Source organism: Paenibacillus sp. Paensp111 (assembly GCF_059492195.1).
Genome location: NZ_CP168527.1, coordinates 3,209,868 through 3,222,948 on the forward strand (window position 1 = coordinate 3,209,868; position 13,081 = coordinate 3,222,948).

Genomic DNA, 13,081 nt, shown 5'->3' on the forward strand with positions numbered 1-13,081 from the left:
TAACCTGCTTCTCATATAGTCCCTTACCCCTTGAGATTTCAAGGGGCTTTTTGTCGTTCGGGTGCACACCCGGAATATTTTGCATAAGTTCAGGGGAAATTACCGGTAAATCATCCAGGAAAGTCGAGCGACCTGATCATGAATAACTCAGCTAAGACCGTATCTAGCTCCTTGGATAAGAGTCTTGAATATATCGAAAATGCCCTGAATCATTCCCATGACCTCAAAAAGAGGAATCAGAATTACAAGGGATCAACGGGAGTCCTCGTCTACCTGGAATCGATGGCAGATCCCGCTCTGATTGAACGCAACATCCTTAAGCCCCTTAGCCAAAATGAAGACAAGGAGCTCGAGGAGCTCTTCACCTCCCTGCATTCCACAGAGGAAACGGATTTGTCTAAAGGGGCCCAGAGCCTGATCCAGGGAAGCACTCTTTATTTCCTTGATGGATTATCCAGGTTCTATATCTTGACCACACCGGCTAAACATGACCGAAGCATCACGGAACCTGAGAATGAAGGGATTATTCGGGGTTCTCATAATGGATTTATCGAGGATATGACGGTGAACTTATACCTGATTCGCCAGCTGATCAGTATCCCGGACCTCACCGTGCATTATTTCAACATCGGTAACACTGCGCCAAGGAAAGTAGCTGTTGTATACGTACAGAGTCTTGCTGAACAAGAGGTAGTGGAGAAGGTGGAAGGCAGAATAGAGCGGATATCCCTGGATTCTGTCATGTCCACAGGGTTCATTCAAGAATTATTAGAGGATAATCCCTACTCCATCTTCCCCCAGCATTTGAATACAGAGCGCCCCGACCATACCAGCTCTTACCTGCTCGACGGACGGGTGGCTATACTTCTCGATGGGGACCCGACGGCTCTTATCGTGCCGGCCAGCTTTTTTGCCTTTTACCAGACTCCTGATGATTATAACAACCGCTGGCTGATCGCTTCATTTGTGAGACTTATTCGTCTGATTAGCTTTGTTACGGCATTTCAGCTGCCAGCCATCTATATCGCTACTGTTTCTTTTCACTCCAACGTGCTGCCCCTTCAGCTGTTCTATACGGTTCAAGGCTCGCTGACCCGGGTTCCATTCCCTCCACTCATTGAGGCTATGCTGCTCGAACTCATATTCGAGCTGCTCCGAGAGGCCGGACTTCGTCTTCCGAGCCGGGTTGGACAGACGATTGGGATCGTAGGCGGTTTGGTCATCGGGGACGCCATCGTGAAGGCGGGAATGGTATCCTACACCATGATTATTGTGGTAGCACTGACGGCTATATCCTCCTTTCTCATCCCTTCCAATGAGATGAGCTCTGCCATTCGTATCCTTCGTTTCCCCCTGATGATCGCCGCTTCCTTGTTCGGGTATATTGGCATCTCATTCGGGCTGACTCTATTGTTCATACATCTATGCAAGCTTGAATCTTTCGGAAAGCCTTACTTTACTCCGCTCGCTCCACTGAGAATCAAAGGTTTGAAAGATACATTTTTACGCTTCCCTATATGGACTATCCGCAAGAATAGAGAATGAATATACAGCGATTTCAACCTGAAAGGAAGGAGAATAAGATGGCTCAGAAAGAAAAAATGATCACAAGGAATCAGCTCTTCCTGTTCATTATTCAAGCCCAAATCGGGGTCGGTATCCTCTCCCTTCCTCACAAGCTCAATGAAACCGCCAAAGGAGGAGGCGGCCTCTCGGTGCTGATTGCAGGAATCATCACCCAAACGCTTATCTTGATGTTATGGCTTCTACTGAAGAAGTTCCCTGGTCTTAACCTGTTCAATATCTGCCTTAAGCTTGGCGGCCGGATTATGGGCCGGATTCTGATCGCTTGTTATATCGGATACTTCATACTACTTGGCTCCAATATTATGCTGGATGCCTTGATCGTGCTGCATCGGTGGATGCTCCAATCTACGCCCAGATGGGCTTTGTTGAGCCTTTTCTCAATCATGACCCTTTATCTGGCAAGGGAGAAGCTGACTGTGCTCGCCAGATTCTATACCCTGTCCTCCTTCCTGTTCATCCCCTTAATCATATTTGTCAGCTATGGCTTAACGGAAGCTCATCTGGAATATATGTTCCCGATTCTGGAGGCTGGCTGGTGGAATGTAATCAAGGGAGCAAAGGATACTACAATATCCATGTACGGGTTCGAATTAATGTTAATTATCTATCCATTTACAGAAGGAACAAACAAACAGCGATTACTCACGATTAGCTTGGCCAATCTCTTTGTCACCTTGTTCTATACCTTTGTAGTTTCGACCTGTCTAATGGTATTCAGCTCTGAGCAGATTAAGATGATTCCGGGACCCGTTATCTTCCTCATAAAATCTCTTAACTTCTATATCGTGGATCGGGCAGACATATTATTTTTGTCGATCTGGTCCATTACGTTGGTATGCTCGATTGTAAGTTATAGTTACGCGGCCTCAATCGGACTTTCGGTTTTATTTAAGAAGCAGGATCACAAGATATTTGCCCCTTTTGTCAAAATCATGTCTTTCATGATTGTGCTTGCACCCATAACTCCAGCTGCTATTCTTAAGCTCAATCGAGCGGCTGAATACATGGCCTACCTGTTTATTGGCGGAGTCCCTCTGGTACTCCTCATCCTGTCCCTCCTATTCAAAAAAAAGGCGGGGAGCCTGGCATGAAAATCTTTCGAATTATTGCGCTCTTCGTTCTCATCTCCTTCTGTCTGACCGGATGCTGGGACCAAGATTATTTGAAGGATATACAGCTGGCCTACAGCGCAGGCTTTGACCTCACTGAAGAGAGCAAGATTAAAGAAACGGTTGAAATTATAATCCCACCCAAAACCGAACAGAACGCTACCGGAAACGAAATCCATACCAGTATTGGTGAGACTATGCGGAATTCAAGTATTGAAATGCGGCATAAAGTCCGGGGGAACATGAGATTTACCAAAAACGGATTTATTCTGATTGGAAAGAAATTGGCCGAGCATGGGCTGTTACCTGCACTGGATGTCAATTTTAGGGATCCGAGTAATCCAACATCCAATGTAAGGGTAATTATTTCAGAGCATGAGGCAGCCGATATCCTTAGCCAAAAGATGGTAGGAGAGCTTAAGATTGGGGAGTTCATTACAGAGAAAATTATTAGTCTTGAGAAATTGAGCGTATTCTTTCCAAGCGAAACTTTGGACACCGTGTTCCGTTCCCTTAAGGATCCCGGACAAGACTTCGCGCTTCCTTATCTCGGACAGCAGGGGAGTGAGGTCGTCGCCAAGGGAGTGGCTCTCTTCCATGATCAGTATTTCAGCGGAATGCTGGATGCCAACGATTCCACCCTGCTTGTGCTGCTTAAGGGACAAAACGGGGGCAATGCCCGCTTCACCAAAAAAATTGAAGAAGGGTATTCAGACCGCACACAGGGATCGATCAGTATCAACGTCGGTAGGAAAAAAGTAAAACGAAAGTTTAAAGTATCTGTTTCAGAGGAAGGTAGGATCGAGGTGGACTTAAGCTTGAAGCTTCAGGCCATAGTTGATGAATATACCGGCAAGCAGTCACTTGAGGGCGAAGAAATTACAAAAGCCAATCAAAAGCTCTCCGAGATGCTGACAAAGGATGCCGAGGAGATAATCCGGGTATTACAACGGGCAAATTGTGATATCTTCGGTGTGGGCAGACACTTGATTGCTTATCATAACAAGACTTGGAAGACCAAGAATTGGGATGAAGATTACCGGAAAGTACAATTCCATCCTAAGGTAGAGGTTGAAATTGTAGATACCGGTATTCTTCAATAAGATTACAGCTTAACAAGCTGCTTCAAATAAGGCATAAGCAGCGGATATAATTCCTCCTGGCTAAGTCCAATCTCCAGGGTCGCTTGAATATAGCCGAACTTGTCGCCGATATCATATCTCTTGCCGGCGAGTTCAAGGGCGAGCAGACCTTCCGTGCCGCAGATTCTGTGCAGAGCATCGGTAAGCTGATATTCTCCGCCTGCTCCCCTGTCGATCTGCTCCAGCACGGAGAAGATCGAAGGCTGCAGAATATACCTGCCCATAACAGCCATTTGAGAAGGTGTCTCTTCTACGGAAGGCTTCTCCACCAGTCCGTTCACCTGATAGAGTCCATTCTCAGCAGAGGTGGAATCGATAATGCCGTATTTGCTTACATCGGCAAGCGGGACCGGCTTAACGCCAATTACGGACTTGCCGGTCTCTTCGAACACGGTGATCAGCTGCTTGAGAGCCGGAGGCTCGGAGACCATAATATCATCGCCAAGCAGAACGGCGAACGGTTCATCCCCAATAAATTGCTGGGCACAGAGGATGGCATGCCCAAGGCCCAGCGGTTCCTTTTGCCGGATATAATGAATCCCTGCGAGTTCACTAATGGCCTGAACTTCGAGGAGCAGATCGTGCTTGCCCTTCTCCTTCAGGATGCGTTCCAGCTCCACGGACTTATCGAAGTGGTCCTCGATCGATTTCTTGTTGCGGCCGGTGACGATAATGATGCTCTCAATTCCGGATTGAACCGCTTCTTCTACGATATATTGAATCGCCGGCTTGTCGACGATCGGCAGCATTTCTTTGGGTTGTGCTTTGGTTGCCGGCAGGAATCGGGTCCCCAGCCCGGCGGCGGGAATTACGGCTTTTCTGACTTTCATATGGCTTCACTCCTGTTCTTCTATATCTCTAGTCTGTTGTCCGAACACCAGATAGCGGCTTCCCGCGTAATTAACAAGGATACTTACAGCTGTGGCAGCCAGCTTGCAGAGCGTGAGATTCATGCCCGTGCTGGCATACAGCGCCTTGAGCAGCAACGAGGATAGGGTTAGCGCTGCAAGGTTCACCAGTATGAATCGAAGCAGCTCATCCTTTCTTGTCTGAATGCGCATCTCGCGAAAGGTCCATTTGCTGTTCAGGATATAGCTGTTCATTACACCGCAGCCGTAGGACACGATCTGGGCAGGAATGACAGGGGTACTCACCCAGATGAGGAGTGTGAATACACCCAAGTCAATTCCGGTATTCAGAAGTCCAACCAGCCCGAATTGAATCAGCCGGGTCATTCTGCTGTTCATACCCTGGTTATCCGCTCCTGAGGGAGCTTCTCCTCCTGCTGGTCAATCCCGTGCAGCTCATTCACAATATAAAGCGGCCGCCCCTTGGTCTCATCATAGATCCGGCCGATATATTCACCGAGGATCCCAAGCATGATCAGCACAAATCCATCGAACAGCAGCAGGACTCCAATCAGGGAAGGCCAGCCTTTGCTGGTCGCCCCCGTGAACAAAGCCAGATACAGAACATACATCAGATAGATGAAGCCTAGAAGGGACAAGGTTACCCCGGCATAACCCGCCAGCTTCAGCGGTTTGTGGGAGAAGGACATGATTCCGTCCAAGGACAGCTTGATCATCCGTTTGAGCGGATATTTGGTCTCCCCGGCAAGACGTTCATCCCGTTCATACTCCACCGCGGTCTGGCGGAAGCCTACCCAGCTGACCAACCCGCGGACGAACCGGTTTTTCTCAGGCAGAAGCTTCATTTGCTCCACCACCTTGCGGTCCATCAACCGGAAATCTCCTGTATCTACCGGAATATTAATATCAGTAGAAGCCCGGAGCACCCGGTAGAACATGCTGGCAGACCACTTCTTGAACAGGGTCTCCCCGTTCCGCTTAATCCGCTTCGCATAGACAACCTCAAAGCCTTCCTTCCATTTATCAATCATAGAGAGAATCAGTTCAGGAGGATCTTGAAGATCCGCATCAATGATAATAATAGCTTCTCCAGAGGCATAATCCATACCTGCTGTAATGGCGATCTGATGCCCGAAATTACGGGAGAAATCAATCAGCTTGACGGTGTCGTCCCAGCAGCTGTAGTCCTTGATGATCTCGGCACTCTGATCCCGGCTGCCATCATTGACGAATATTAACTCATAGGCGTCCTGCAAAGTGCCCATTACTTTTTTTAAACGTCTGTACGTCTCCTGAATAACGGCTTCTTCGTTATACATCGGAATCACAATTGAATACTTCGCTTGCACGCTCATACGGTCTGTTCCCTCCTTAATTCCTGAGAGATATAAGTTGAACTAGTGATTTACATGCTAGGCTGCCGTGTGAAATGTTCCTACGATCGCTGTTGTTCTCAGACTTCTTTATTCATTTTCTAAGGTAGAAGTCTAATCACAAAGCATAGGCTTTCGATGTAGCTTTCTTTCAGAAGGCTTGTAGGCGAACGCTCCGCTTCTCCGGAATCATTTCACACTCTTGCCTATTAGTAATTCTTAAATTCAACTTATATATCAATTTATTTCAAAGTAACTTCGTAAAGTGTCATGTTTCCATCCGGCCCGTCCTGCATGAGTCCTGAATCCTTCTGCTCCGCTGTGCTTCCAGATTCATTCCATTCACTTGAGGGAATTTCGGTACCATGGTCCTTGATCCATGTTGTAAGCTCTGAGCTTCCGCCCCGGCCTCCCATTCCACCGCCGACAAGGAAGTATTTCACCTTGCCGCTCTTAACCAGAGCTTCAAGCTTAGCCGTTGTATATACAGGATCTGAACCCGAGAAGCCGCCCATAATGATGACAGACTCACCTTCATCAATCATATAAGGAGCCGCAGTGTTGTAATTCGTCGTAGCAAATAAGTATTCCTGACCTGTGCTGTTCTTCTTCAGATAGGCAAGCAGCTTGGTGTTCAGCTTCTGGCTTTCGCCCATGCCTCTGCCTCGCGTGTTCGATCTGCTGTCATCCATGGCAGTGGAGCCCTGTGAAGCATCTGATGGGGCTGTATTATTCGCTGAATCTCCATTTGCAGGAGTACCGGTTGAGCTGCTGCCGGAATTCATTCCAGGCGGCGGAGTCATGTCCCCAAAGGAACCATTCGCGCCTCCAGGGAAGCCCATGCCTCCCATACCGCTGGACGTTCCGGGTCCAGCCTGCGGGATCATGCTGTTGAGTCCATACGTCAGCGGCGTCAATGCCCAGAACATCGGCCCAATCATCAGAACCAGGAACCCGGCCACCGCCGCGGTGTGCTTCCATGAGCTCTCCTGTCTGCCGATATAGACAAGCACCCCTGCAGCCGCAATCCCTGCTACCGCTATAGCGATAGACCAGCCTGTTCCGATCGTGCTGTTAAATGCCTGAACAATGTAATATTGAAATGCGGCTGTAACGATCACGGCTGCTGGAAGCAGCCAGAACTTCCAGCCGTCTCGTTCGCGGTAGGATGTCCACATCGCTGTCCAGCCTGCACCTGCAAGTGCTGCAATCGGGGCAGCGAGCATGATCAGATAATAATGGTGAAAGAAACCCGCAATGCTGAAGAACACCATAACCGGTCCAAGCCAGGCCAGCCAGAACAAGGCTTCTTTATGCTTCTGAGTAATGTTGTTACGGCGGATTCCCGCGAACAGAGCTATGAAGCCGAACAATACGAAGGGCAGAAGCCAGCTGGCCTGACCCGAGAGTTCAGTCTGGAATAGACGCAGCGGACCGGGAGTTCCCGTTCCGAACATGCTACCCATCCCTCTACTGCCGCCATTTCTACCGTCCTCACCAAAAGGCGGCATGCCTTGGCCGTTCCATCCACGGCCGCCGTCATCCTGATTCATGCCGGACCCGGTCTGATTCATTCCTGCAGAACCCGCGCCGCCCGCATTCCCCATACCTGCCTGAGCCGAATTTTCCCCGCTAAAGCTGCCTCCTGGAGGCGTCCCTCCACCCATGCCGCCTTGATTCCCGGTCAGCCGGGAGACGCCGTTATAGCCAAAGGCCAGTTCAAGAACCGAGTTCGTCTCACTGCTTCCGATATAAGGACGCTTGTCTTTCGATATAGAGTCAACGGTGACGGCCCAGGACAGGGATACCACCATCAGAACTGCGGTGCAGCCAGCGAGTATACTCACCTTTCTTTTCCAGCTGGCTTTGGCTGCAAGAAGATAGAACAAGTAGAACGCGGGAAGAACCATATACGCTTGGAGCATCTTCATATTGAAGCCCACCCCGACCATGGCAAAAGCACCAAGCAGGCTCCACATACGGTTTCGCCGGATTCCCTGGAACAGCAGCCAGGCTGCAAGCAGCAGGGTGAATACCAGCATACTGTCTATGTTATTGGTTCTGCTTACGGCTACGGCCACGGGCATGCAGGCCATAACGAGTGCTGCAATTCTTGCCGCTGCCAGTCCAAAGGTTGGCTTCACCAAGAAGTAGATGAGCAGTACCGAGCCAATCCCGGCAAGCGCCTGAGGCAGAATTACACTCCAGCCGTGAAGGCCGAAGAGGTAAGCGAAGATCGTCTGAATCCAGAACGTAACCGGGGGTTTGTCCACGGTCACGGAGCCGGCCGAGTCAAGCGATCCATAGAAGAAGTTATGGAAATTCTGAAGCATGCTTGCGACAGCTGTTGTGTAGTAAGTGTTCGCATACTGATCATTCCAAATGCCATACAAATTCAGAAAAGCCGCTAGCACCGCGATAAGAATAAGAAGCTTATCCGTGCACATTGTCTTTAATCGTCTCATATTCCACATTCACTCCCTTGATTATCCTGCATTCATTGTGCCATCCTTAACTGAAGTGAAATTGAGTGCTGGCTGAATGCTAGCTGAATGTTTAAGCTCCTGGCATTAATTCATCCTATCTTTCAGACAAATTTCAGTTAACTGACCGATAATAGATGTAGAAATGAACCTGCCAGAACTGCTTCTAGAGAGGAAGAACTTATATGAAACCTACTAAAGGAATCAAAATATTACTCGTTGACGATGAACCGCATATTCTGCAGTTTCTTGAAATGGGTCTGAGCAATGAAGGCTTTGAGGTGCAGACGGCCCCGGATGGTGCGGCTGCGGTAGAGGTGGCGATCGACTTCAAGCCGCATGTAGTCATCCTCGATGTGATGATGCCCGAAATGAACGGCTTCGAGGTAGTTAAGCACATGAAAGGCAATGGCAATAATGTAGGCATCATCATGCTGACTGCCAAGGATGAAGTGGAGGACCGGGTTAAAGGATTGACCCTGGGTGCGGACGACTACATGGTGAAGCCCTTCAGCTTCGATGAACTGCTGGCGCGGATTCAGGCACGTCTGCGCAATCAGTTTCCTGATCTGCTTGGAGAAGTCACTCAGGGGCCGTTCCGCATTGATGACCGCAGGAAAGAGATCAGCTACAATGACAAAGTTCTTGAGCTGTCTCCTACCGAATATGAGCTGCTCAAATTCATGATCATGAACTACGGGATTGTGCTCAGCAAGACGCTGATTCTGGACCGGGTCTGGGGATATGACTTTGGCGGGGAAGAGAACATTGTGGAGGTCTACATTCGTTCACTGCGCGAGAAGCTTGGCGACAAAGAGCATAAGCTGATCCGGACGCTTCGCGGCGTCGGATACCGGGTAGATCTGCCATGATGAGGAGAGCCGGAAAGTTCATCCGCAATCGCTTAGTACCGGGTTCTCTGCGTTCCCAGCTGCTCGTACGTTCATTGTTCATTCTGGCTGCTCTGCTGATTCTAATCGGAGGCCTCCAATACTGGCTGATGAAAGACTTCTTATATAAAAGCCGGGCCGAGGGAATACGGACCCAGATCATGTCCATTCCCAAAGGATTTCTCCGCACCCAAGGGGAGCTGTTCCCCGATTCGGAGCACAAGGAGCTAGGACAGAATCACGATGAGTCCAGTTCTCATGACTCGGATTCCAGCGCGGAGCGGGAAGGGCGGCCGTTTATATTCAGGGAGACCTCTCTTGCCTTGATTAATACGGAGGGGAGCTTTACCGATATCTCAGGGGAATTTGGCATGAAATCTCCCCAGCTGTCCGCCGCAGCATACACAGAGCTCATGATGAATTCTCAGGTTAATCACGCTCATAACAATTACGTCATCGCCCAGGATTCCACCGGAGAAGAGCAGCTGATCGTCTTCAGCCCTGCCGGTCCTCCAAGCGAGTCCAAGGGCCTTCTTCAAATGGGCACAAGCACGGCTCCGCTCAAGGAGCAGCTGCTTCAGCAATTGTTAATCTTCGTGGTGCTGTCCGTTCTCGCTCTCGCCGGGGGGATTATTCTCTATATTCCCGTGCTCCGCCGGACGCTTGTCCCCCTCTCCCGAATGGTCGAGGTTGTTCAGCAGACAGATGCGGGGAACCTTGCGGAGCGCTTCCCTACAGATCAGGGCCAGGTCGAAATCGACCGCCTGTCCACTTCCTTTAACGGCATGCTGGAAAGGCTCGAGCTGTCCTTCGAGGCAGAGCGGGAGTCCAAGGAACTCATGCGGCAGTTTATTGCCGACGCCTCCCATGAGCTGCGTACTCCGCTTACCTCCATTCACGGCTTCCTGGAAGTGCTGCTTCGCGGAGCCGCGGACAACCCGCAGAAGCTGCAAGCTGCCCTGACCAGCATGCATGGCGAATCCAGACGCATCAACAAGCTGGTCGAGGATCTCCTCCTGCTCACGAAGCTGGATCAGGCCCCGCAGCTCCAATTAACGGAGATACGGCTTGATGCCCTTCTGCGCGAGATGGAATCTCAGCTGCTCATGCTTGCAGGTCAGCGGAAAGTACGCTTCGATCTCACTGCTCAAGTGAAAGCGGCCGCAGATCCCGATAAGATGAAACAGGTTATACTCAATTTATTTCACAATGCAGTACAGCATACGCACGAGACCGAAGGGCTTATTACGGTATCCCTGAATGTCTCCGGGGAACATGCCGAATTGACAGTCCAGGATAATGGCAGTGGCATAGATCCCGAGCATCTCCCTCATATCTTTGACCGGTTCTACCGGAGCGAATCGTCCAGAACCCGCAAATCCGGCGGCGCGGGTCTGGGTCTCTCCATTACCCGCTCTATTATTGAGGCCCACAAAGGAACCATCTCTGCCCGGAGCGAGCTTGGCCGCGGAACCTCTTTTCAGCTCACGCTGCCGCTCGTTCGATAGAAATGCTGAACACCCCAACGAATATCCGTTGGGGTATTTACTTCTCGGTTAAGTTTGAAAGCAATATTCCGGTGAGGTATTCACTTCTCTAATAAATTTGAACACAGTACCTATTTAACTCCCTCCAAATTCCCAGTTAACTTAAAATTACCACCCTCACAGCCGATATATAGATATACATAATTTTCGACAAAATAAACATGATTCGACAAAGAGAAACGACGGGTTAGGAGAATGAATGTGTCTTTTCGATTGCGTACCTTTTTCACCATTGCCCTCTCCGGGCTGATTGTAGTATTAACGGCCGTGTTATGCCTGATTATCGGCAAAGAGTCCTCCAAGGAAATCGAGAATACGATCGGTTCCTCCCTGGCTGAAGTCTCTTACCAAATGGCTGAGAAGCTCGACTATTTCATGTGGTCACGAGCTGGCGAGATTCAAGTGTTAAGTAAGCTCGATACTTTCCGGGACGCCAAGAGTCCAAGTGATATGCGCAGACTCCTGGATGAACTCAAGAAGAGCTTCCCGGTCTTCACCTGGGCCGGATTCACCGATCCAAGCGGCAAGGTTCTGGCATCCACAGATGGAATCCTGACTGGGGCTAACCTGGCAGAACGTCCCGTGTATAAGAATGCGCTCAAGCAGACTTTTGTCGGTGATGTACATGATGCCAAGCTGCTTGCCAAGCTGATTCCTCATCCGAGCAATGAACCCCTGCAATTTGTGGATATCAGTACCCCCGTGTATGGCAGCGACGGGAAGCTGGTAGGGGTATTGGCCGCACACTTAAGCTGGGAATGGTCGAGAGAAGTGGAGAAGTCTATCCTGTCGCCCCTGAAGAATCGTCTGGATGAACTAAGTATTATCGTAGTCAGCAAAAAGGATAACACCGTGATCCTGGGGCCAGCGGACATGCTGGGGAAACCGCTCAAATCCGATTCCGTAACTGAAGCACAGTCTGGACAGAATCATTGGCAGACCGAGCAGTACGCAGACGGTAAGTCCTACTTGACCGGATATGCTTATGGAAAAGGATACTTGTCCTATCCGGGACTTGGATGGTCCATCCTGATCCGTCAGCCGGTAGAGATTGCCTTTGCCGCTACAAATCATCTGCTCCTCACCATTATTATTACCGGGACTATAGCGGCTGCTATGTTCGCGATCCTCGGTTGGTTGATTGCCGGGTGGATTGCAAGACCTCTGAACTTAATCGCGAAGGCAGCAGACCGGCTGCGAAAAGGGGAAGCTGCTGAAATCCCTCACTACAAGCGGATTCGTGATATTGATGTGTTATCATCTTCCCTGCGGAACTTGGTAGCAGACCTGACTCATACCGAGGATAAGCTCGGAGAGATGTCCGTGCTTGCCATGCACGACAAGCTGACAGGGCTGCCCAATCGGATGGCGCTCAGCGACTATCTGTCGCAGGCCCTACGTGAGGTTACAGGGAAAGCCTCTACGCTGACTATCCTCTATATGGATCTGGACGGCTTCAAATCCATTAATGATACGCTGGGGCATCAGGCCGGTGACGTTCTGCTCCAGAAGGTCGCAGAGCGCTTGAAGGACATTGTCCGGGAAGATGAGCTGGTCTGCCGCATGGGCGGGGATGAATTTGTCATTGTCTTATGCACCTCTGTTCAAAAGCCGGTCATTGAGGCCACGGCCGTCGCTAACCGGATTATCAAATCAATCAATGATCCTTTCCATCTTGAAGGTCAGTCGGTAAGCATCGGCTGCAGTATAGGAGGTGCCCTGTATCCGGTGGACAGCCCTGATCCGGTGGAAGTCCTCAATCAGGCAGACGAAGCACTGTATCTCTCCAAAGGGGCAGGCAAGAACTGTGTAACCTTTATTTCGAACAGCAGTATTAATAAGATTTCTTAAGCAAAATCATGCCAGAACAACGAAGAACCCCCTGCCGGATAATAAGGCAGGGGGTTCTTGCTGCATGTCATCACCAGGTGATGGCATGGCATTCGTCTCTTGGGGCAGGCCAGTTGGGAGACTGGCCTGTCCTCTATATATAAGGCGAAGAAGAGGGATGTCCTAACTATACCTCCCGTAACTTAAATGAACCTTATATAAAACTGAAGAACAGATTAAAATTGTAAAAT

The 13,081-nt window shown here is 49.8% G+C and carries 10 protein-coding genes; 6 read left to right on the forward strand and 4 right to left on the reverse strand.

Going from position 1 to position 13,081, the window contains the following annotated elements:
* The first annotated feature begins 138 nt into the window (after nucleotides 1-138).
* The 3 genes from ACEN86_RS15015 to ACEN86_RS15025 are packed head-to-tail and all read left to right on the forward strand — an operon-like array spanning nucleotide 139 to nucleotide 3,799.
* Entirely contained in the window at nucleotides 139-1,545 is a 1,407-nt protein-coding gene (locus ACEN86_RS15015; RefSeq protein WP_495631408.1) for a spore germination protein, read from the forward strand.
* A gap of 38 nt (nucleotides 1,546-1,583) precedes the next feature.
* Nucleotides 1,584-2,678, forward strand: a complete 1,095-nt coding sequence (locus tag ACEN86_RS15020) for a GerAB/ArcD/ProY family transporter (RefSeq protein WP_495631409.1) — start codon at nucleotides 1,584-1,586, stop codon at nucleotides 2,676-2,678.
* Nucleotides 2,675-3,799, forward strand: a complete 1,125-nt coding sequence (locus ACEN86_RS15025) for a Ger(x)C family spore germination protein (protein ID WP_495631410.1) — start codon at nucleotides 2,675-2,677, stop codon at nucleotides 3,797-3,799. The genes ACEN86_RS15020 and ACEN86_RS15025 overlap by 4 nt, the downstream gene beginning before the upstream one ends.
* Before the next feature lie 2 nt (nucleotides 3,800-3,801).
* Here ACEN86_RS15025 and galU read toward each other — a convergent pair whose 3' ends face one another.
* From galU to ACEN86_RS15045, 4 genes are all read right to left on the reverse strand, one after another.
* Nucleotides 3,802-4,668, reverse strand: coding sequence for a UTP--glucose-1-phosphate uridylyltransferase GalU (gene galU, locus ACEN86_RS15030; RefSeq protein WP_495631411.1), 867 nt, complete (start codon nucleotides 4,666-4,668; stop codon nucleotides 3,802-3,804).
* Between the two features lie 6 nt (nucleotides 4,669-4,674).
* Complete coding sequence (locus ACEN86_RS15035; RefSeq protein ID WP_495631412.1) at nucleotides 4,675-5,085, reverse strand: GtrA family protein; 411 nt, start codon at nucleotides 5,083-5,085, stop codon at nucleotides 4,675-4,677.
* Entirely contained in the window at nucleotides 5,082-6,062 is a 981-nt protein-coding gene (locus ACEN86_RS15040) for a glycosyltransferase family 2 protein (protein WP_495631413.1), read from the reverse strand. Before ACEN86_RS15040 ends, ACEN86_RS15035 begins: the two co-directional genes overlap by 4 nt.
* A gap of 260 nt (nucleotides 6,063-6,322) precedes the next feature.
* Nucleotides 6,323-8,545, reverse strand: coding sequence for an ArnT family glycosyltransferase (locus tag ACEN86_RS15045; protein ID WP_495631414.1), 2,223 nt, complete (start codon nucleotides 8,543-8,545; stop codon nucleotides 6,323-6,325).
* A 203-nt stretch (nucleotides 8,546-8,748) separates the two neighbouring features.
* Here ACEN86_RS15045 and ACEN86_RS15050 point away from each other — a divergent pair, with 203 nt between their 5' ends.
* The 3 genes from ACEN86_RS15050 (at nucleotide 8,749) to ACEN86_RS15060 (ending at nucleotide 12,851) form a co-directional block, all read left to right on the forward strand.
* Entirely contained in the window at nucleotides 8,749-9,435 is a 687-nt protein-coding gene (locus ACEN86_RS15050) for a response regulator transcription factor (RefSeq protein ID WP_495631415.1), read from the forward strand.
* Nucleotides 9,435-10,961 carry a sensor histidine kinase gene (locus ACEN86_RS15055; protein WP_495634316.1) on the forward strand — a complete coding sequence of 509 codons (1,527 nt, stop codon included), beginning with the start codon at nucleotides 9,435-9,437 and terminating at the stop codon, nucleotides 10,959-10,961. Before ACEN86_RS15050 ends, ACEN86_RS15055 begins: the two co-directional genes overlap by 1 nt.
* 240 nt (nucleotides 10,962-11,201) lie before the next feature.
* Nucleotides 11,202-12,851, forward strand: coding sequence for a sensor domain-containing diguanylate cyclase (locus tag ACEN86_RS15060; protein WP_495631416.1), 1,650 nt, complete (start codon nucleotides 11,202-11,204; stop codon nucleotides 12,849-12,851).
* Nucleotides 12,852-13,081 lie beyond the last annotated feature (230 nt).